Source organism: Streptococcus mitis, assembly GCF_001281025.1.
GTDB classification, from domain to species: Bacteria; Bacillota; Bacilli; order Lactobacillales; family Streptococcaceae; genus Streptococcus; species Streptococcus mitis_AK.
Genome location: NZ_CP012646.1, coordinates 859,153 through 880,288, shown reverse-complemented (window position 1 = coordinate 880,288; position 21,136 = coordinate 859,153). Strand labels below are relative to the sequence as shown.

Annotated in this window: 17 protein-coding genes; 1 reads left to right on the top strand and 16 read right to left on the bottom strand. The window is 40.2% G+C overall.

Features of this window, described 5'->3' with window-relative positions; translation table 11 throughout:
- The first annotated feature begins 27 nt into the window (after positions 1-27).
- A complete protein-coding gene (locus RN80_RS04385; protein ID WP_060627757.1) occupies positions 28-996 on the top strand; it encodes an NAD(P)/FAD-dependent oxidoreductase in 969 nt (322 codons plus the stop codon).
- Positions 997-1,027: 31 nt separating this feature from the next.
- Here the strand turns inward: RN80_RS04385 and whiA are convergent, their stop codons facing one another.
- From whiA to RN80_RS04305, 16 genes are all read right to left on the bottom strand, one after another.
- Positions 1,028-1,939, bottom strand: coding sequence for a DNA-binding protein WhiA (gene whiA / locus RN80_RS04380; protein WP_060627755.1), 912 nt, complete (start codon positions 1,937-1,939; stop codon positions 1,028-1,030).
- On the bottom strand, positions 1,936-2,913 hold the full coding sequence (locus tag RN80_RS04375) for a YvcK family protein (RefSeq protein WP_060627753.1): 978 nt from the start codon (positions 2,911-2,913) through the stop codon (positions 1,936-1,938). The genes whiA and RN80_RS04375 overlap by 4 nt, the downstream gene beginning before the upstream one ends.
- Positions 2,910-3,800: an RNase adapter RapZ gene (rapZ, locus tag RN80_RS04370; RefSeq protein WP_060627751.1), complete on the bottom strand. Its 891-nt coding sequence runs from the start codon at positions 3,798-3,800 to the stop codon at positions 2,910-2,912. Before rapZ ends, RN80_RS04375 begins: the two co-directional genes overlap by 4 nt.
- Before the next feature lie 51 nt (positions 3,801-3,851).
- Positions 3,852-4,232, bottom strand: coding sequence for a RidA family protein (locus tag RN80_RS04365; RefSeq protein WP_001140420.1), 381 nt, complete (start codon positions 4,230-4,232; stop codon positions 3,852-3,854).
- Positions 4,233-4,242: 10 nt separating this feature from the next.
- Positions 4,243-4,830 (bottom strand): ribosome biogenesis GTP-binding protein YihA/YsxC, encoded by a 588-nt coding sequence (gene yihA, locus RN80_RS04360; protein WP_000422604.1) that lies wholly within the window; start codon positions 4,828-4,830, stop codon positions 4,243-4,245.
- Positions 4,831-4,838: 8 nt separating this feature from the next.
- Positions 4,839-6,071: an ATP-dependent Clp protease ATP-binding subunit ClpX gene (gene clpX, locus RN80_RS04355; protein WP_012972566.1), complete on the bottom strand. Its 1,233-nt coding sequence runs from the start codon at positions 6,069-6,071 to the stop codon at positions 4,839-4,841.
- Positions 6,072-6,107: 36 nt separating this feature from the next.
- Positions 6,108-6,278 (bottom strand): hypothetical protein, encoded by a 171-nt coding sequence (locus RN80_RS04350; protein WP_045612102.1) that lies wholly within the window; start codon positions 6,276-6,278, stop codon positions 6,108-6,110.
- The gene (locus tag RN80_RS04345; RefSeq protein WP_060627749.1) at positions 6,278-6,784 is read right to left on the bottom strand and encodes a dihydrofolate reductase; all 507 of its coding nucleotides are present in this window, start codon (positions 6,782-6,784) and stop codon (positions 6,278-6,280) included. The genes RN80_RS04350 and RN80_RS04345 overlap by 1 nt, the downstream gene beginning before the upstream one ends.
- Positions 6,785-6,915: 131 nt before the next feature.
- Positions 6,916-7,434: a Dps family protein gene (locus RN80_RS04340; protein WP_000229886.1), complete on the bottom strand. Its 519-nt coding sequence runs from the start codon at positions 7,432-7,434 to the stop codon at positions 6,916-6,918.
- Between the two features lie 231 nt (positions 7,435-7,665).
- Positions 7,666-9,180, bottom strand: coding sequence for a choline binding-anchored murein hydrolase LytC (gene lytC / locus RN80_RS04335; RefSeq protein WP_080998499.1), 1,515 nt, complete (start codon positions 9,178-9,180; stop codon positions 7,666-7,668).
- A gap of 33 nt (positions 9,181-9,213) precedes the next feature.
- On the bottom strand, positions 9,214-9,972 hold the full coding sequence (gene tpiA, locus RN80_RS04330) for a triose-phosphate isomerase (RefSeq protein ID WP_060627745.1): 759 nt from the start codon (positions 9,970-9,972) through the stop codon (positions 9,214-9,216).
- A 97-nt stretch (positions 9,973-10,069) separates the two neighbouring features.
- The gene (locus RN80_RS04325) at positions 10,070-10,747 is read right to left on the bottom strand and encodes a DnaD domain-containing protein (RefSeq protein ID WP_060627743.1); all 678 of its coding nucleotides are present in this window, start codon (positions 10,745-10,747) and stop codon (positions 10,070-10,072) included.
- 8 nt (positions 10,748-10,755) lie between these two features.
- A complete protein-coding gene (gene metA, locus RN80_RS04320) occupies positions 10,756-11,700 on the bottom strand; it encodes a homoserine O-acetyltransferase MetA (protein WP_060627741.1) in 945 nt (314 codons plus the stop codon).
- A 182-nt stretch (positions 11,701-11,882) separates the two neighbouring features.
- The gene (locus RN80_RS04315; RefSeq protein ID WP_001049318.1) at positions 11,883-12,395 is read right to left on the bottom strand and encodes an adenine phosphoribosyltransferase; all 513 of its coding nucleotides are present in this window, start codon (positions 12,393-12,395) and stop codon (positions 11,883-11,885) included.
- An 86-nt stretch (positions 12,396-12,481) separates the two neighbouring features.
- Positions 12,482-13,240 (bottom strand): class I SAM-dependent methyltransferase, encoded by a 759-nt coding sequence (locus RN80_RS04310; RefSeq protein ID WP_060627739.1) that lies wholly within the window; start codon positions 13,238-13,240, stop codon positions 12,482-12,484.
- 393 nt (positions 13,241-13,633) lie between these two features.
- Positions 13,634-20,689 carry an Ig-like domain-containing protein gene (locus RN80_RS04305; RefSeq protein WP_060627737.1) on the bottom strand — a complete coding sequence of 2,352 codons (7,056 nt, stop codon included), beginning with the start codon at positions 20,687-20,689 and terminating at the stop codon, positions 13,634-13,636.
- Positions 20,690-21,136: the final 447 nt, after the last annotated feature.

Here is a 21,136-nt window from a genome sequence, read left to right as displayed (position 1 = left end):
CTGACTAGAAAAAACAAAGGAGAAACCATGTCTCAACTCTATGATATTACCATTGTAGGTGGTGGTCCCGTCGGGCTTTTTGCAACCTTCTATGCACATCTACGCCAAGCCAAGGTCCAAATCATCGACTCCCTTCCACAACTAGGTGGACAACCTGCTATTCTCTATCCTGAAAAGGAAATTTTAGACGTCCCAGGTTTCCCAAACCTGACTGGAGAAGAATTGACCAACCGTCTAATCGAGCAATTAAACGGCTTTGATACCCCCATTCATCTCAATGAAACGGTTCTTGAGATTGAAAAACAAGAAGAAGGATTTGTCATCACAACTTCTAAAGGAAGTCACCTGTCTAAAACTGTTATCATCGCTATGGGTGGCGGTGCCTTCAAACCACGTCCGCTGGAACTAGAAGGCGTTGAAGGCTATGAAAATATCCATTACCACGTTTCCAACATCCAGCAATACGCTGGTAAGAAAGTGACGATTCTGGGTGGTGGGGACTCAGCTGTAGATTGGGCTTTGGCTTTTGAAAAAATTTCACCAACCACCCTTGTTCACCGCAGAGATAATTTCCGTGCCTTGGAACACAGTGTCCAAGCCTTGCAGGAATCTTCTGTGACCATCAAGACACCATTCGTCCCGAGCCAACTCCTTGGAGATGGAAAAAGGCTCGATAAACTTGAAATCACAAAAGTCAAATCTGATGAGACAGAAACGATTGACTTAGATCACCTCTTTGTCAACTATGGTTTCAAATCTTCTGTTGGTAACCTTAAAAACTGGGGTCTAGACCTCAACCGCCACAAGATTATCGTCAACAGCAAACAGGAATCCAGCCAAGCAGGTATCTATGCTATTGGTGACTGCTGCTACTATGACGGAAAAATTGATCTGATTGCGACAGGGCTTGGAGAAGCACCAACCGCTGTCAACAATGCCATCAACTACATTGACCCAGAGCAAAAAGTACAACCAAAACACTCAACTAGTTTATAAAAAAGAACCACGAGTCCTACGATTCGTGGTTTTATAATTCATCCGCAATCTTGTTTATTTTTCTAAGTCTGTGGTTGACACCACTTTTTGTAAGGGGATTGCTGAGGCTATCTGCTAACTGCTGGATAGAGTAGTCTGGGTGCTGAATCCGCAACTGCGCTACTTCCTGCAAATCCACTGGCAGATTTTCTAAGCCCATGATATCTTTGATTTTACTGATATTATTGATAGTCTTCATGCTGGCAGAAACTGTCCGAGCAATATTGGCTGTCTCGGCATTATTGGCCCGATTGAGGTCGTTACGAGTTTCTCGCAAAATCTTAACTCGCTCAAAATCATCACGCGCCTGCATGGCTCCGATTACTATCAAAAAGTCCATAATGTCTTCGGCACGCTGGAGGTAGGTTACAGCCCCCTTCTTGCGCTCAAGCACCTTGGCATCCAGCAAAAATTGCTGGAGAAGAGAGGCAAGCCCTTGCGCGTGGTCCAAATAAACAGAACTGATTTCCAACTGGTACTTGCCTGACTCAGGGTCACGAATGCTTCCATTTGCCAAGAAAGCGCCACAAAGATAGGCACGACCGGCTTCCTCATCCGATAAAATCGCCCCATCAATACCCGTTTCTAGGCCAAAAAAGGAGTCTGCCAAGTGCAAATCACTCAGAAGGTCCTGCACCTTTTCATCTGTAAAAACGGTATAGACCCGATTCTTACGAAGATTACTTCTTTGGTGATGGCGAATTTCTGATTTGATTTCGTAGAAATGGAGAAAGGACTCATAGAGGTGACGAGCCAGTTTGGCGTTTTCTGTCACGACGGACAATGTCAAGCCCGAAGTCGAGAGACCGATACTGCCAGACATTTTGATAATGGCAGATAATTCATGCCGGCTCAGATGGTGCTGACCTAGGATTTCTTCTTTTACTGCTACTGTGAAACTCATTTTCTCACCTGTATAATCCGCATCAACTCATCCACGAGCAAATCCCCATCGTGGAAGGCACCACCATTTTCCAGACGGAGGAAGTTGGATGAAATCACGCGCGGAACTTGCTTATTAAGACCAGCAAAATCATGTTCCACTTGCACCAAGTATTCATCAAAGCGATTGGAATTCATGTATTCCTGAGGCACTTTTTCGATATTCACCAAGACAGTATCGATAAAAGGTCGGCCAAGGTGACGATGCAAGACTTCCACGTGGTCACTATCTGTAAAGTGTTCAGTCTCCCCACGTTGGGTCATGATATTACAGACATAGGCGATTTCTGCCTTGGTTTTCAAAAGCGCCTGCCCTATTTCCTTAATCACGATATTGGGCAAAATAGAGGTAAAGAGGGAACCAGGTCCGAGGACAATCATATCACTTTCAAGAATGGTCTGCACCACTCGACGGCTAGCCAGAGGCGTATCATCGTTGAGGGTATTGGTCACATAAACATGGTCAATCATGCCTGGATGGTCTGCAATATGGCTCTCTCCAGCCACTTCTGTCCCATCCTGAAAGACTGCATGCAGGGTCAAAGGATGATCACTGGAAGGATAAATTTTCCCTGTTGTATGGAAAAATTTGCTCAGTAACTGCATGGCATTATAGGTCGAACCCTGCATTTCTGACAGGCCAGCGATAATGAGATTTCCCAATGGATGGCCAGCAAAGGCTCCCGCATCTTCAGAAAAGCGGTACTGAAAGACCTTCTCATAAAACTTAGGCATATCCGACATGGCCACAAGGACATTACGAAGATCACCTGGCGGTGTCAATTGTTGCATATTTTTTCGGAGTTCACCTGATGAACCACCATCATCTGCCACCGTTACGATAGCAGCGATTTCCACATCTTTTTCACGCAGACTTTTTAAAATGACGGGGATTCCAGTCCCTCCACCAATCACCGTTATCTTTGGTTTTCTCATGAACGGTTTACCGTTTCCTTTCTTCGGTCTTTGTCTCGATGCCCTTCATTGACAGGCCAATTCTTGGATAAGTCCTGCGCCAAGCGTTTAGCAAAGGCCACACTACGGTGTTGTCCACCCGTACAACCCATGGCAATAGTCAAAACAGACTTCCCTTCCTTTTGGTAACTTGGCAAAATCGGCTCAATCAAGGCCAACAAATGTTGATAAAAGTCTTCTGACTCAGGATGATTCATGACATAGTCATAAACTGGTTCATCCACACCCGTTTGGTTTCTCAGTTCTGGTAGGTAGTAGGGATTTGGCAAGAATCGGACATCAAAGACTAAATCTGCATCAATCGGGATTCCATATTTAAAGCCAAAAGACATGACTTCGATACGGAAAGACTGGGCTTGTTCCTGATCCGCAAACTGCTCTGCAATGGTTTTACGCAGTTCACGTGGAGTGAGTTCTGTCGTATCCACAACATTTTGGCTCATGTTTTTCAGTGGTGCTAAGAGTTCACGTTCCAGCTTAATTCCATCCAAAATCCGACCGTCAGCTGCTAGTGGGTGACTTCGTCTGGTTTCCTTGTAGCGCGCGACCAATTCCTTATCTGCAGCATCCAAAAAGAGGATTTTGAAATCCAAATCATCTTGATTTTCCAACTCATCCAAAACAGCTTGAATCTCTGAGAAGAAAGAACGGCTACGCATATCTACTACCAAGGCCAACTTATGGTCGTCTTCCTTTGTTTCCACCAACTGCAAAAACTTAGGCAAGAGAGCTGGCGGCATATTATCAATAGTAAAATAACCCAAATCTTCGAAGGACTGAATAGCAACTGTTTTCCCTGCACCACTCATTCCTGTCACAATCACCAAGTGAAGTTGTTTCTTTGTCATCTTTTTCTCCTTATATCAAAAGAAGTTTGGCAACACCAAACTTCAACTAGCTTATCCAATCTCTGCGATGACTTCGATTTCGACTTTTACATCACGAGGAAGACGAGCTACCTCCACAGCTGAACGAGCTGGAAATTCCTCTTTAAAGGCCGTTTGGTAAACCTCGTTAAAAGGAACAAAGTCGTTCATATCGCTCAAGAAGCAAGTTGTTTTGACAACATGGTCAAAATCTGTTCCTGCTTCAGCCAAAATAGCACCGATGTTTTTCAAGACTTGTTCTGTCTGTTCTTGGATCGTTTCTCCAACGATTTCCCCAGTTTCAGGAGATAGGGGCACTTGACCGCTAGCAAACAAAAGGTTGCCAACGATTTTTCCTTGAACATATGGTCCGATAGCCTTTGGGGCCTTATCTGTATGAATTGTTTTTGCCATTTTCTTTTCCTCACAATTTTTCTAAGATTGCATCCCAAGCCTCATCCATCCCTGCCTTGTTGACAGATGAAAAGAGGATAAAGTCGTCACTTGGGTCAAAGTTTAATTTCTTTTTGATTGCTGATTCATGCTTGTTCCATTTACCACGAGGAATCTTGTCCGCCTTGGTTGCCACAATGATGACTGGAATCTCATAATACTTGAGAAATTCGTACATCTGCACATCATCTGCTGACGGATCATGACGAAGGTCAACTAGACTGACCACTGCACGGAGATTTTCCCGAGTCGTTAAGTACTCCTCTATCATTCGCCCCCACTTTTCACGTTCCTTTTTAGAAACACGGGCATAGCCATAACCAGGAACATCCACAAAGCGCATCTTGTCGTCAATGTTAAAGAAATTAAGAAGCTGGGTTTTACCAGGTTTACCTGATGTTCGGGCTAGATTCTTGCGGTTCAGCATTGTGTTGATAAAGCTAGATTTACCAACATTTGAACGTCCTGCTAGAGCAATCTCTGGAAGTTCATCCTGCGGATAGTGGGACTTATTAGCCGCACTGAGCAAGATTTCAGCATTGTGTGTATTAAGTTCCATAGTCACCTCTAGGCTGTTTCTAGGATTGGTTTATCTGTTCCATCGACAGCTTCTTTTGTGATACGGACCAATTTCACATTTTCCTGACTCGGCACTTCAAACATGACATCTAACATGGTTTCTTCAATAATCGAGCGAAGACCACGCGCACCCGTTTTGCGTTCAATGGCCTTATTGGCAATCTCTTGAAGAGCTTCGTCGTCAAATTCCAACTCAACGTCATCATAAGATAGCAAGGTTTGGTACTGTTTGACCAAGGCATTTCTTGGCTCTTTCAAAATACGAACCAAGTCATCAACAGTCAATTGCTCAAGAGCTGCAAAGACTGGCAAGCGTCCAATCAACTCAGGGATAATACCAAATTTTTGAATATCTTCTGCGATAATTTCTTGCATGTAAGAGCTGTTTTCGTCAATCGCCTTATTGTTTTGACCAAATCCGATGACTTTTTCACCCAGACGTTGTTTGACGATTTCTTCAATACCATCAAAGGCACCACCCACGATGAAGAGGATATTTTTAGTATCCACTTGAATCATCTCTTGTTGTGGATGTTTACGTCCACCTTGAGGCGGCACGCTTGCAACTGTTCCCTCGATAATCTTGAGAAGGGCTTGTTGCACCCCTTCACCAGAAACATCACGTGTGATAGACACGTTCTCGCTCTTCTTAGCAATCTTGTCAATTTCATCCACGTAGATAATGCCACGCTCTGCACGTTCAATGTTAAAGTCAGCAGCCTGCAAGAGTTTGAGGAGGATATTTTCCACATCCTCACCTACATAACCAGCCTCCGTAAGAGCTGTCGCATCCGCAATTGCAAAAGGTACATTCAAGCTCTTAGCCAAGGTCTGAGCAAGGAAAGTTTTCCCCGAACCAGTTGGGCCAATCATCAAGATGTTTGACTTCTGCAAATCCACATCTTCTGACTCTTCACGCGTATCGTGGAAATTGATGCGTTTGTAATGGTTGTAAACAGCTACTGCCAAGGCACGCTTGGCACGATCTTGACCGATTACGTAGTGGTTCAAGATATGGAGAAGTTCGATTGGTTTTGGAACTTCAGACAAGTCTGCCAAGACTTCCTCAGCCAACTCCTCCCGAATAATTTCCTGGGCCAACTCCACACATTCATTACAGATAAAGGCGTTGTTACCTGCGATTATTTTTTGTACTTCTTCCTGGCTTTTGCCACAAAATGAGCAATAAACCATCATATCATTATTCCTATTTGTAGGCATGATTTCCTTCCGTTCTATTCTATACTGTCATTCTATCTAAAATAAGGTCATGTAAAAAGCATGGATACTATTGACCAAATTGGTAAAGGCATTTAACCAGAGCAGGACAGAAAGTCCATAGCGCTTTTTACGAAAAGCCTGTACTCCTGCAAGTAAGCAGACCAAACACAGCATGGCTGTGAAAAAACCAAATATACTACGTTCCATTAGACTTCCTTTCTCTTGCGGTATTGGATGGTAAAATCATAAGGATTTTTGTCATCTTTGGTATAAGATTTGCTTGAAACCGTCTCAAAAAGAGACAAGTCAAACTCCTCAGGAAAATAGGTATCTCCTTCCACCCGAGCATGAATTTGAGTCACAATCACTTCATCAAGGTAGGGCTCAAAAGCCTGAAAAATTTGCTTCCCACCGATAATATAGAGATTCTTGTCTTGACCCTGATACCAGTCTAGAACAGACTGGATATCGTGAAAAGTAGCAACCCCATCTATCTTTTCTTCTGGGTTACGAGTCAAAATCAAAGTCTCCCGTTTTGGAAGCAAGCGACGCCCCATCCCGTCAAAGGTCACACGCCCCATCAAGATAGCATGATTCAGAGTTGTTTCTTTAAAGTGTTGCAGTTCTGCTGGTAAATGCCAAGGCAGACGATTGTCCTTACCAATCACACCCTCTTCATCCTGGGCCCAAATAGCTACGATTTTCTTAGTCATGCTTCCATCCTTTTCACTGATAGTACTATTTTATCAAAAAACTCAAAAAAAGACTGGTTTGGAATAGCTTACAGAATAGAAAAAAATCCGTAAGAGGCATCCTACAGATTTTTATATGATTATTCTATTTCTTACAAACCGGGAGCTTGTCCAAGTTCTGCCGCAAGCATCCAAACCGTTTTCTCAAGTTCAGCTTTAGCACCAACAAAGATATCGTTTGTCACATCATCACCTTCTTCATCAGTAACATCCAAAGCTTTTTGGAACAGAGTGATGAGATAACGATAAACATCTAGGACACGTTCCAAGCTTTCTTCAACATTACGGTATTCACCAGCTTCTTCTTCGATTTCACTATGTTGAAGGAATTCTGTCAAAGTAGAGAATGGGCTGCCACCAAGTGTAATCAAACGTTCGCTGATTTCGTCAAGATAGCCATCAAGGCTGTCCATGTATTCATCCATTTTTGGATGCCACACAAGAAAACCACGACCGCGCATATACCAGTGTACTTGGTGCAAAGCAACGTGAGCTACGTACAAATCAGCAACAGCTTGGTTCAATACTTCCTTTGTTTTTGCCAATGCTACTGGCGCTACTTTTGTCAATGATGTTACGTCTTTTACTGCTTCTTTTTTCAATTCTACCATTTTATTTTACCTCGTTTATTATTTTTTGTAACCACTTCTTAATGATTACTACCTTAGTATACTACTAAGTAAAACCAATAGCAAGCCAAATGACTCACATGAGAAAAGTTGCAATAGACTGATAATTTAAGAATTTTTTAGAATAAAACACAGTCCCTTTCAAACTCCCTTAACTGCGATAAAATAAAGAAAAGAGCATACAAATGTACACTCTTTTCTCAGTTTTACATCTTAATACCAGACGCTAACATCCACACGTCCTCGAATCCCTTTAAGAGAGTCAGATGAAGTATATTGCCATCCTTTTTCTCCTGAATAATGAGGATTATTCCAATCAAGCGCATCCGTATAAGCTGCAACCCAGTTTACATGTTGTAAAATATCAGGATGATTCAAACGAGTTTGCAAAAGTTGACGATAGCTATAAACTTTCACGTTTTGGTAACCAGCATGCTTCATGGTTTCCATATATTTATTGATAATTTTAACCCAAGTAGCTGTGTCGGTCGGAGCTTTCTTGGTCTTATTTAAATACTCCCAATTTTCAACATCATAGTAGATTGGATAAGACAAGTTCATCTTGTATTTCTTCAAGAGTTCAATAGTCTGCTTAGCATCATTCTCAGCATCTGTTTCATTTTCGGCATAGGTATAAAGATAAACACCATAAGGAATGCCTAGTCGATTAAATTCTTGAATATTATAAGCCAATTCCTTATCTTCTACACCACTATATCCCAAGCGAACAATAACGCCATCAACTCCATTTTCCTGGATAACCTTTTTCCAATCACTAATGCGGCCATTATGCTCACTGACATCAATAACCTTCTTAGCACGGTCAGTTCCGACCTGTTCTTCACGATGGTTAAAGAAATAACGGTGTCCATTTCGATAAACCCAACCAACATTCAAGTCTTTCTTTTCTTTTAACTCACCTGAGTCAGAAAAAATATAGCGAGCATCATCCATAATTAACTCACCTGTTGCCATAGCACCACTTTCAGTAAGATAGTAGTCCCCATGCCACTCATCTTGAGCCATGTACCCCCACTTCTTGAAATAGTACCACTTGCCGTCTATCTTTTGCCACTCTTGATTTGCATAAGAACCATCGGACTTGAGATAGAAATAAGACGAATATGCTGGATCATAAAGCCATTCATTTTGCATCATAGCACCTTGACTATTTAGGAAATAACTTCCCTGCCATTGACTTTTAGCTAAATAGCCCCATTTTTTAAAATAGTACCATTTACCTCCAACAGAATGCCATTCCTGGTTAGCATAAGAACCATCAGACTTCAGGTAAAACCAATTCTTATAGGCGTTATCATAAACCCATTCATTCTTAGCCATATAACCACCTGATTTTAGGTAGTAATTGCCCTGCCACTCATTTTGAGCATAACGACCGTCTGACTTAATATAAAACCAAGCCTTATAGTAGTTATCAAAAATCCACTCACTCTTTGCTTTGGAACCATCAGCCTTTACATAATAATCCCCATCCCAGTGGGCAGAAGCATTGGTCTTTACTCCTGCGCTCGTTTGAGTTTTATTAGAAGACTGATTTTGCTCTGAACTACTTGAAACTGTCGTTGCATCCTGCGAAGTTTTTGCTACTTCAGTTTCATTTGCAGCTACATGACTAACTGCCAAGCCGAGCAAACAGATACTTGCTAATCCAATTTTTCCAATCTTTGTTTTCAATCTTTCCTCTCCTATAAAAAATGGAACAGACATCTGAATGCTGTTCCACCTAGCTTTTGCTACTGATTATTTTACAAAGTCAAGCAATGCCAAGAAGCTTTCTGGATCAAGTGATGCACCACCTACAAGAGCTCCATCAACGTCTGGACAAGCCATGTATTCAGCAACGTTTTCAGGTTTAACTGAACCACCGTATTGAACACGTACTTTATCAGCAACTTCTTGACCAAAGTCAGCAGCTACAACGTCACGAACAACTTTACACATTTTTTGTGCGTCATCTTGTGAAGCTGATTTACCAGTACCGATAGCCCAGATTGGCTCATAAGCGATAACTGATGCAGCAACTTGTTCAGCAGTCAATCCAGCCAATGCAGCAGATACTTGAGCACCTACGAATTCAGCAGCTTTACCAGCTTCGTAAGTTTCAAGTGACTCACCACAACAGATGATTGGAAGCATACCGTTTGCAAAGATTGCTTTTGCTTTTTTGTTGATATCTTCGTCAGTTTCGTGGAAGTAGTCACGGCGTTCTGAGTGACCGATAACAACGTAGTCAGTACCGATTTCTTTCAAAACTTGTGGGCTTGTTTCACCAGTGAAAGCACCTGCATTTTCAAAGTAGCAGTTTTGAGCAGCAACTTTAAGGTTTGAACCTTTTGCAGCTGCAAGAACCGTTGTCAAATCAAGAGCTGGAGCTGCGATACCTGCTTCAACAAGATCTGATGAAGGAAGTTTTGATGTAACTGCTTCAACGAATGCTTTAGCTTCTTCTGGATTTTTGTTCATTTTCCAGTTACCAGCGATAAATGGTTTACGTGACATTTCACATACCTCTTTTTTCAATTTATTTTCTACTTATTTTATCACAATTATACACAGCTTGCAAATCTTACTCGGATTTCAAGCCTGCTTACAAGGATTAATCCTTCCAGAGATCCATAGCATTTCTAAAATCTGCAGATACCTGTGTCAACTGAGGATTGCTTGCTTCTCTCTCTGCCCGCTTGGCCTCTATTTGAGCCACACTTTTAATGCCTTCATGGCGCCAATTTCTCAAAATCGCCTGAATGTACTTCCAGTTTGGTTTCCCATTCAAAACAGCTTCACGAAGAGCCTCCTTAATCAAGTCAGCACTGGTCCCATCTTCCTTTAGTGTCTTGGTCAAATCCTCAATCTCAAAAGGAGTCAACAAGCGTCCCAACTCCTGCTGGAAAGTTTCCACCAAATTCTTAAGCTGATTTTGAGGTGTCAACTGGTCTGAACTTGAATGAGCAGCTCCAAGCAAATTATCCAAACATTCCAATGCCAAACTAGCATCAAAAAGCAATTCGATTTCGCCATTTAATTCGATAGTACGATACTGAAGCAGTCCCCTCTCCGTTAGATTGGAAATAGCCTGATTGACATCCGAAATTTCCTTACCAATCCTTTCAGCAATCTGGCTTGGCGACATTTCATCCAAACCTGTCGTATTTTGCAAATAGAAAAATTGCCAGACCAGAAAATCGTCGCTAGAAGGAAAGAGTTCCTTAAAATGCAAGAGCAGGGCACTCGGTAAAACCAAGTTCCCTGATTTAAAAGCGTCTAAATATGTCATAATTCCTCTTATAAATACCCAAATGCAGATGCATCATCTTCTATTTTTCTCCAGTCAAAAGGGGTTTCCTGATAGACTGCATAATTTACCCAGTTACTGAAAAAGAGGGCTGCTGATGAAGACCAACAAAGACAAGGTGTCTGGTTGACATCATCATTCTTAAAGTAATTTTCTGGAATATGTGGATCTAAACCTGCATCACGATCTCGGAAATATTCATTTGCCAAGGTATCACGATCATATTCCAAATGTCCAAAACTATAAATTTCTCGTAAATCACGACTGGCCAAAATCGAAACTCCAACCTGAGGACCCTCTGATAAAATCTCGAGATTAGTTTTATTTAAGACTTCTTCCTTAGAAATCTCCGTGTGCCGTGAATGAGGGGATACATAGCTATCATCAAAGCCTCTAAAGAGAAGGTGACCCTCTTTTAGGGTGTCCTGAGGATAAATACCTGATAGCTTACTATCCATCTGGTATTTTTCTACACCATAGCGCAGATAAAGCCCAGCCTGAGCCCCCCAACAGATATGAAGGGTCGAATAGACATGGGTCTTGGACCACTCGATTACTTGACTAAATTCCTCCCAATAGTCCACTTCCTCAAATGGTAAATGCTCAACTGGAGCACCCGTGATAATCATCCCATCAAAATACTCGTCCTTAACTTCAGGAAAAGTTTTATAAAAGGTCTCCATGTGCTCTGAACGAGTTGTTTTAGAACGATGACTCTCCATATAGAGAAAATCAATATCCAGTTGCAAGGGCGTATTAGCCAAGTGGCGCAACAACTGGGTCTCTGTGACCATTTTCTGTGGCATGAGATTTAAAATTAAAATCTTCAAGGGACGTATATCTTGGTGGGCCGCACGTTGATCATCCATAACAAAGATATTCTCTGTCCGTAAGATCTCAACAGCTGGTAATTTTTTATCAATTCGAATCGGCATAACCCTCTCCTAACTGTACTCTTTCAGGAATAATTGCATATGTTTGAAGCCAAATCTCAAACACCTAGTCCTTTTATTATACTGCAAGAAGATATAGTTTTCAATTATACTTTTTCTCTAACTAGCTATAGTCTATTTTTATACCCTAATGTAGAGAAAACAGTCCTAAGGACTGTTTTTCATTAATAATGCATAAGAACCTTGTAATCGTAGTCACCGATTTTTTCACGGCCGTTCAATTCATCCAATTCAACAAGGAAGGCACAACCTGCTACAACACCACCAAGTTTTTCAATCATCTCGATAGTTGCCTTAACAGTTCCACCTGTTGCCAAGAGGTCATCTACGATAAGAACACGTTGACCTGGCTTGATGGCATCCGCGTGCATAGTCAAGGTATCAACACCGTATTCTTTTTCGTAGTCAGCAGAAATGACTTCGCGCGGTAATTTACCTGGTTTACGAACAGGTGCAAAACCAATTCCTAACTCAAACGCAACTGGACAGCCCACGATAAAACCACGAGCCTCAGGACCTACAATCATGTCAATTTTCTTGTCAGTAGCATACTGAACAATTTCACGAACAGCATAGCTATAAGCATTCCCATCAGCCATCAAAGGACTGATATCACGGAAGGTAATCCCTTCCTTTGGATAATTTTCAATTGTTGCAATGTAATCTTTTAAATTCATCTTTTTCTTTCTTTCAAAGTTTTTTACTCTCTATTATAGCATATTTTTTAAGAAAGAAAAAAGGAAAACTTAACTTCAATGATTATCTAACGATTTGACGATTTATAACTAGCCATCGCAATAAATCCCAAGTTCTTTTTATTCTTATCAAACATTTTATACATAGTTAAAAACTGCTTTCTATTCTCCTTTTTACAAGCATTTACGCAAATTTTCAAAGTTCCTAGCCAACCTTCGTCATAAATCATACCTGATAATTTCATTAATGTCATTTCACCAGTCAATACTTTCACATCACAATAACCTGATTCTATCATCACCTGTTCCCAACCATCTTGAGTTAAAGGACCTACATTTACATGAATTGCTTGTGACAGTTCCTGTCTGACAGACTCTTTAGCTTCCTTAAGAAGCACATCATGTGTCAAGAGAAGACCTTCAGGTTTTAAAACCCTTAGATATTCCATTACACATTTTTTCTTAGCTTGATCGGCTTGCATAGTCAGCATAGCTTCATTTATAACAATATCAAAACTAGCATCTTCATAAGGAAGTTTCATTGCATTTGCTCTTTCAAACTTGATCAAATGACCAACACCTGCCGTTTCAGCAGATTTTTTAGCCACTTCTAAAGCTTGAGCATCCATATCAATAGCAGTTATCTTACAACCAAAACGCTGTGCCAACTCAATTGCTGTAGTTCCCCTATTACACGCAACCTCTAGTATTCTCTTTTCTTTTGAAAATCCTCCTTCTGCAATTAACCAATCTGTGGCACGTTTTCCACCTGGACGTAAGCGTTTTTTCCCCAATTTTGCTAAAAACTTATGACCTGCTTCTGACATTTGAACACCTCTGTTTTTTCTTCATTATAACATAAAATGATATTATCTGACAATTCTAATCTAGTTTTTGATGAACTATAATCAAACGCATACAGTCTGCCATGATTATAGCATAAATCTATTAATTAACTTTCTAGTTCGAATTCAATTGCTCACGTAGTTTACGCATATAGGTTCACTAGTAGATGGTAACCACGGAGTACTTACATCTTAGATGAACGACATGGCTGTTATACTCAAAAAAAGAAAGGACGAAATGTGTCCTTTCTCGAGTTTAGCTTTCCTTCTACCCCCTACAGTTGACAAAGAGCCAGAAAAAACCTGATGAATCGAATGATTCATCAGGTTTAAACAGATATATTCATTGTAAACAAATCATATCAATTAGAAAGCTTAGTCTTCTTTCTTCTTGCGAGATACAAGACCAAATCCACTCAATACTCCGAGAAGTCCAAGTGCTGCAAGGCTAGCATGGTCTTCTGTACCAGTATTTGGCAATTCACGCTTAGCTTCAGCTTCTTTGACTGCTGTTGCTTGTACTGGTTGTGCTGGAGTAGCCGGTACTTGAGGTTTAGCTGGCTGTTCAGGCATTGCTGGAGTAGCTGGCTCAACTGGTTGTACTGGTTGAGTTGGATCAACTGGAGTTGGTGTTTGAACTTTTCTGAAGATATGTCTGATATTTCCATTTGAATCTGTCACTGTCTTCACATATTCGTAACCTGGAACTGTTCCTGGTTCTTTAGAACCTGGCTCAGTTGGTTTCAATGGATTTCCATTCTCATCAGTCCAAGTAGTTGTGTTTTGCTTACCTGGATTTGGTTGAGGAACAGGTGAAGGTGTTGGAGCTGGTGGTGTTACTTTTTCGTAAACATGTTCTACATCGCCATTTGGAAGTTTCTTAGTCTCTACGAAGCGGTAACCTGGGATATCTTTCTTAGGTTGTTCGCCATCTTCTGTTGGATAGTTTGGAATTTCATTTCCGTCTTTATCCTTATGACTTGTCTTAACTTTCTCATAAACGTGTTCGATATCGCCGTTTGGAAGTTTCTTAGTCTCTACGAAGCGGTAACCTGGGATATCTTTCTTAGGTTGTTCGCCGTCTTCTGTTGGATAGTTTGGAATTTCGTTGCCGTCTTTATCCTTGTGACTTGTCTTAACTTTCTCATAAATGTGCTCTGTATCTCCATTTGGAAGAGTCTTAGTTTCTACGAAGCGGTAACCTGGGATATCTTTCTTAGGAGTTGTGCCTTCCTCAGTAGTTGTTCCTGGAATTACATTACCATCTTTATCTTTATGAGTTGTTGTAACTTTCTCATAGATGTGTTTTGTATTTCCTTTTTCGTCGATTTCAGTTTTAACTACTTTATATCCTGGGATATCTTTAGATGGTTTAGTTCCGTCTTCTGTTGGTGAAAGAGGGTTACCGTCCTTATCAACATGTGAAGTATCTGGATGTACTGTTGGAGTGTACTTAGCTGTTACTGGTGTACCGTTCTTATCTACACGTTTAACGGTTACTCCGGTTGCTTTACCTACGAAGTCAGGTTCTGGTGTGAAGGTTACATTACCGTTTTCATCGATTGTGTATGTTCCTTCACCTGGTACTTTCTTCTCAGTTGTGCCATCGTCAAATGTTGGTTTTACAGTTTCATCGATTTCAACTGGAACTTCCTTACCGTTGATTGTAACTTTTCCACCTTCAAATGTTGGTGTTCCTGATTGAGTTTGTCCTTTAGGACCTTCTGATTCAGAATCTTTTGAAGTTGGTGTTACTGGAACGACTACAGGGGTGTACTTAGCTGTGATTGGTGTACCATTCTTATCCACACGTTTAACTGTTACACCTTTCGCTTGGCCAGTGAATGTTTTCTCTGGTGTGAAGGTTACTTTACCGTTCTCGTCGATTGTGTAAGTTCCTTCGCCTGGTACTTTCTTCTCAGTTGTGCCATCGTCAAATGTAGGTTTTACAGTTTCATCGATTTCAACAGTTTTTTCTTTACCGTTTACAATTACTTTTCCACCTTCAAATGTTGGTGTTCCTTCTTGAATTGCACCTTGAACATTTGTATTGATAACATCTGAACTTGTTGGTGTTGCTGGTTTTACAACTGGTGTGTACTTAGCTGTTACTGGTGTGCCGTTCTTATCTTCGCGTTGAACTGTGACACCAGTTCCCTTACCTGTGAAGTTCTTCGCTGGTGTAAAGGTAACTGTTCCGTCTGGAGCTACTGTGTATGTTCCTTCGCCTTCGATGGTTACTGAATCAACTGGATTTCCTGTTTTTGGATCAACCAATTTAGCTGGTTTATCTTCATTGATTTCAACAGTTTTCTCTTTACCATCGATTGTTACTGTTCCACCCTTGAATTCAGGTTTACCTGTTTGAGTTGAACCTTGAACATCTTCTGTTACAGCGCCTGTTCCTGTTGGTGTTACTGGTTTAACTTCTGGTGTGTAGGTTGCCTTAGCTGGAGTTCCGTTCTTATCTTGACGAACTACTTCAACACCTTTAGCTACACCTGTGAATTTTGGTTCTGGCTTGAAGGTTACTGTGCCGTCTGGAGCTACTGTATATGTTCCTTCGCCTTCAACAGTTAATGAATCTACTTTATCTCCAGTCTTAGGATCTACCAATTTAGCTGGTACTGTATCGTCCATTTCTACAGTTTTCTCTTCACCGTTAACCATAGCTGTTCCACCTTGGAATTCTGGTTTACCAGTTTGAGTTGCACCTTGAACATCAACAGTTTTAGCAGGTTCTGCTTCTGGTTGTGCAGGAATGATTGATGGAGTATAAGTTGTTGAAACTTTAGTTCCATTTGTGTCTTCTGCTTGAACATTAGCTGGTGTTATTTTACCAGTGTATGATTTATCTGTTGGTGTGAAGGTTACTTCTCCTGTTGCTGGATCGATTGAGTAAGTACCTACTGGCGTTACTCCGTCTTCAGCATAAGCTGGAGTTGTTTGTCCTGCTGGAACTTCATTTCCTTCTTTATCTAGAAGTTTGTATGAATTCTCTTTAATTGGAGCAATGTTGTCTCCAGGAACGAATGAAGGTGTTCCTTTTTGAGTGTCACCTTGGATAGCTTCTGATTTAGCTGCTTCTGCTGTTGGTGTTACAGGAGTAATCTTCGGTGTGTAAGTTGTTTCTACAGCTGTTCCATTTTTATCTTTAGCTTGAACGCGTACTGGTTGTACATCTCCTGAATATGTTTTATCTGTTGGCTCGAATACTGCAACAGCTTTTCCATCTACAGTTTTAAGAGTATATTTACCAATTACGTTTCCTTCTGGATCTTTAGCCGGTACCTCTTTAGCTGGTTTTCCATCTTCATCTAGAAGTGTGTAAGTATCTGGATCGATTTTTACAGATTTCTCTTTACCGTCAATCGTTGTCTTACCAGCTTCAAATGAAACTGTGCTTTCTTGAGTTTTACCTTGTACATCTGTTGTTGTAGCTGGCGTAGATGTTGGAGTTACTCCTACAATTGTTGGGGTATAAGTTGTCGAAACTTTTGTTCCATTTTCGTCTTCAGCTTGAACTTTAGCTGGTTGAACTTTACCAACATAAGTCTTATCAGTTGGTGTGAAGGTTACTTTGTTAGTAGCTGGGTCAATTGTGTATTCACCAACCTTTTTACCATTTTCATCTAATGCATCGACTGGCCCATTTGCTTCTGTTCCATCTGCATTCAACAATTTAGCTGAGTTTGCTTTGATTGGAACTGATTTCTTCTCACCATCAATTGTTGTTTCACCTGGTGCGAATGATACTGTTCCTTCTTGTGTTTCACCTTGTACTCCTGCTGATTCATCTGGAGTTGCTGTTGGTGTTACACCTACGATAGATGGTGTGTAAGTTGTAGAAACTTTTGTTCCATTCTTATCTTCAGCTTGAACTTTAGCTGGTTGTACTTTACCAGTGTAAGATTTGTCTGTTGGTTTGAAGGTTACTTCTCCTGTCGCTGGGTCAACAGTGTATTCACCAACCTTATTACCTTTTTCATCTAAAGCATCTACTGGTCCATTTGCTTCTGTTCCATCTGCATTAAGAAGTTTTACAGAGTTTTCTTTAATTGGTACTTCTGTATTTCCTTCTGTAAATGTTGGTGTTCCTTTTTGAATTTCACCTTGAACACCAGTTGAAGTAGATGGTGCTGCTGTTGGGGTTACACCTGTTACAGTTGGTGTGTACTTAGCAGTAGCAGTAGCTGTTGCAGGTTGACCATTTTTGTCTTGACCTACTGGTGCTGTTAATGATACATCAATGCCTTTAGCAGTTCCTGTAAATTGTGGTTCTGGAGTGAATGTTACCGCTCCAGTTGTTGGATCAATTGTATAAGTTCCTTCACCTTTTACAGTTACAGTTTTTTCATCTGTTGGTTGTCCAGTCGCTGGATCTACCAATTTAGCTGGGTATTGTACACTTGGTGTTACTGCATCTGGTGCAGTTCCGTCACCATCTTTATCTACATTGATTGAGAATTTAGGTGTTTTAGTTTGTGGTTTTCCTTGGATATCTGTTGATTCTTCAGGTTTTCCAACAATTTCTTTTGGAGTTACTGTTGGGATGTAACGACCATCCATAGAACCTTTAGCTGCCAATCCAGTTAATTGAACTTGTTCACTTACTAGGTTTAGTTGGTCTTTAGCATCTCCTTCACCACCGACGATTTGACGTCCTTCATTACCCCAACCAGTGGTATTACCGTTGATATCAGTACGACGGATGGTGATACCATCTGCTGTACCTACAAAGTTTGCTTCTGGGATAAATTCTACATCTACATTTGCACCATTATCAGTAATCTTGTATTTACCTTGCCCTGGTACTACATAGTATCCATCTACTAGATCAGCATCTGTTACTAATGTACCATCTGGTTTAACGATTTGTGATTTAACTGTCGTATCAATAGCATTATCTTTATCAAAATCATAGTTCTTTTGACCGTATGCATTAAATGCTACAGTAGATGTTTGAGTAGCACCTTGAACATCTTTAGTTTCTTGTTTTGTACCACGTGGTGGAATTGTTTGTTGGATTTGGAAGTCTTCTACCTCACCTGAGTAGGCAATACCTGTAGCTTCTTTAACGTCAGCTTTGTCGTATGCAATACGCAAACGTGTTGCTAGTTTAGTAGCAGATGTATCTACGTTTTGGTAATCATTTGTCCAAGTAAGCGTTACTTTACCATCTTGTGTTACTTCTGTTACACCTGCAGCTTCACCTTCATCAAACTTACCATTTCCGTTAAAGTCAATCCAACCATTAACGTATGCTTTTGATTCACCGTCTAGGTGAGCATCGAAGGTCATTGAATAAGTTCCGGCATTAACTTTTTTCAACTTATAGTTATCATTTGGAGCAACATCGTCACCCATCAATTGACGAGCGCCTTCATCCGCATCACCGATACCATTGATATCATCGTATACAAATGCAGTTGTTTTGTTAATTGGAGTTGTACGAACGTCAACATCAGCTGGAACAGAACCTAGGTATGGTTGTTTTTGTCCATTAGATTTAGAAATAGAATGGGCTACACGTCCGTATGATGCAGGAGCATCCCCTTCATCTAGGACCATAAATCCAAGCATAGACCCTTGTTGACCATTAGACATAATATACATACCAATATTTTTGGCATTACGAGTCATTACCAATGGAGTGGAGAAACCTGAATCACGGTGAGTTGATACTGGTCCGAAAACTTGTGTTCCTAATCCATCCGCATGAATAGTTCCATCTTTTGCAGTTGCTGTAATTACTGTATCTGATGTAACTGTTGTATTGAAGAATCCTGCACCTTTATCTGCTAAAAATGGAGCAAAAGCTGGTTTACCAGAGCCTTCAAGCGTGTAAGAAATACCTAATTGGCCATCTGTACGATTTTGTCCATGACCTGCAGTAGCCACTGTTCTGCGTTCATAGATTTCTCCAATGTATGAACGAGCTGTTTCTTTACCTGCTACAGTAGAATTTGATAACTCAGTTACTAACTCAAAACCATCACCATCTGTTTTATAGATTTCAACTTCAGATGAACCAGCTTCTTCCCCCGTTAAGAATACAACGTTTGAAGGTACTTCTTTCCCGTTTAAAGTTGATTTAACAGAGAATTCCACCCCTACGTTAGCTCCATCAACTACAGATTGAATAACTGTTTTACCTTGTGTATCCATTCCGTTTGTTTTCGCAACAGAATATGAACCTTGTTTTACGACTTTCAACTCAGCTGGAGTATTGTCTTTGTATACGTTTTGTGCATTAGCATCGTATCCTGCTCCACCACGTTTTTTATACTCATCAGTAGAGTTAAATGGTGCCAACTTAGTAACTGTTAAGGTTACAACATATCCAGGTGAAATTTCTTGTGTGAATTTTGTTCCTACTTTAAGTCTATCACCTTCACCAAGATTTTCTACTGTTGCTTTACTGTTAGCAATATCGAACCATTTGATTTGTTTAGTCAAACGCTCTGTGTTTTTATCTGCATACTTCTTCCAGTGATTTGCTTGCTCTTCTTCTGAAAGAGGTGGTTCTGTTACAGTTTCAGCTATATCAGCTAATACATATGAGAACTTACCATCACGGTTGATTCCAGCATTTTTCAATTCATTGTAAACTGCAAGGATTGATTCATTGAGGCGTTCTAGTTGAGCATCTACTTGCTCTTTTGTAACACTCTTGTCGGCCAAAAGAGTTTTTGTTTCAGCAAGAACTGCTTGGTTTTTAGCTACCGCTGCTGTAACTGCTGCTTTATTCTCTTCTTTAACGTCAGACTTAGCTAGTTCAGTCTCAGCCAATTTGTTAGTTACTTCAGCTTCTGATGAAACTTGTGTAAGTGTTGTTGTTGCTACTGAAAGAGCTTTTTCAGCGGGAGTAGCAGTTTTTTCTGCTTCAGCTTTTGCTGCTTCCTTATCAGCTGCTTCTTTCTTTTCTAAGCCAGCTACATCAGACTCAGCGACAACTGTGCTCAAAGCTACAACAGTTTCAACTTGTTTGTCTACTTCTACTTGACTAGCATCTGCTTTTGCAAGAGTCGCTTTAGCTGTTGCCAGTACGTCCTTAGCTGAACTTACTACTGAAGCGTCTGCGTATTTAGCGTTAGAAAGTTTAGATTCTAAAGCCGCAACTTTAGCTTCAAGTGTAGCTTTATTTGCTACTTTAACTTCAGGTTTCACTTCAGTAGCTGTTTCAGTTTCTGGTCTTACAGTTTCTACTGTTTCAACTTTAGCCTCAGCCTTTTCCTTATCATCTTGACTAGGAGCAGGAGTTGAGATAGTTGTTTCCACTGATTGCACTTCCGTCGCTGATACTGCACCATTTCCAAGGAACATTAAACCAGCTGCAATGGCTACTGATGCTGCTCCAAAGCTATATTTACGAATACCGTAACGAATGTACTTTTCTGTTCTAAAATCTTGTTGTTGCTTGCCTTTCATCTAGACTAACAACCTCCTTTTTTTTATATCATGTTTATAGATGATATAGTAAAAACCAAAACCACTTCATTTCATTTATAAATGAAGGAATTGCCTCAAGTACTATATTTTTTCTGAAACATGTATATTCATTCTATCACACTAGCTAGATATATTCAATTTATTTGCTTGAAAATAACATAAATAATTTAAATTTTTATTTATATCATTCTCTAAAAAATAGTCGAAATTATCTGAATTATATAAAATAATCAATAATTTTAGCTCTTTTTCAATATTTTTTCATTTCAACACCTTTTTAAAGTTGCTATATATATATATATAATTTTCATTAATTTCCATTGCTAGATATTTTATTTTTGTATATTTATTAATTTAACCCGTTTGATTTTTTTAAAAAAATCTTTCATCATATGTATTTTGATGTTTAAAACTATATTGAATGCC

Bases quoted from the DNA above. Each gene is read 5' to 3' on its own strand.
- RN80_RS04375 (WP_060627753.1), bottom strand. From the start codon at position 2,913: ATGAGAAAACCAAAGATAACGGTGATTGGTGGAGGGACTGGAATCCCC.
- yihA (WP_000422604.1), bottom strand. From the start codon at position 4,830: ATGGAACTTAATACACACAATGCTGAAATCTTGCTCAGTGCGGCTAAT.
- RN80_RS04345 (WP_060627749.1), bottom strand. From the start codon at position 6,784: ATGACTAAGAAAATCGTAGCTATTTGGGCCCAGGATGAAGAGGGTGTG.
- whiA (WP_060627755.1), bottom strand. From the start codon at position 1,939: ATGAGTTTCACAGTAGCAGTAAAAGAAGAAATCCTAGGTCAGCACCAT.
- rapZ (WP_060627751.1), bottom strand. From the start codon at position 3,800: ATGACAAAGAAACAACTTCACTTGGTGATTGTGACAGGAATGAGTGGT.
- metA (WP_060627741.1), bottom strand. From the start codon at position 11,700: ATGCCGATTCGAATTGATAAAAAATTACCAGCTGTTGAGATCTTACGG.
- RN80_RS04325 (WP_060627743.1), bottom strand. From the start codon at position 10,747: ATGACATATTTAGACGCTTTTAAATCAGGGAACTTGGTTTTACCGAGT.
- clpX (WP_012972566.1), bottom strand. From the start codon at position 6,071: ATGCCTACAAATAGGAATAATGATATGATGGTTTATTGCTCATTTTGT.
- RN80_RS04315 (WP_001049318.1), bottom strand. From the start codon at position 12,395: ATGAATTTAAAAGATTACATTGCAACAATTGAAAATTATCCAAAGGAA.
- RN80_RS04365 (WP_001140420.1), bottom strand. From the start codon at position 4,232: ATGGCAAAAACAATTCATACAGATAAGGCCCCAAAGGCTATCGGACCA.
- RN80_RS04310 (WP_060627739.1), bottom strand. From the start codon at position 13,240: ATGTCAGAAGCAGGTCATAAGTTTTTAGCAAAATTGGGGAAAAAACGC.
- RN80_RS04305 (WP_060627737.1), bottom strand. From the start codon at position 20,689: ATGAAAGGCAAGCAACAACAAGATTTTAGAACAGAAAAGTACATTCGT.
- RN80_RS04385 (WP_060627757.1), top strand. From the start codon at position 28: ATGTCTCAACTCTATGATATTACCATTGTAGGTGGTGGTCCCGTCGGG.
- RN80_RS04340 (WP_000229886.1), bottom strand. From the start codon at position 7,434: ATGGTAGAATTGAAAAAAGAAGCAGTAAAAGACGTAACATCATTGACA.
- tpiA (WP_060627745.1), bottom strand. From the start codon at position 9,972: ATGTCACGTAAACCATTTATCGCTGGTAACTGGAAAATGAACAAAAAT.
- lytC (WP_080998499.1), bottom strand. From the start codon at position 9,180: ATGTCTGTTCCATTTTTTATAGGAGAGGAAAGATTGAAAACAAAGATT.
- RN80_RS04350 (WP_045612102.1), bottom strand. From the start codon at position 6,278: ATGGAACGTAGTATATTTGGTTTTTTCACAGCCATGCTGTGTTTGGTC.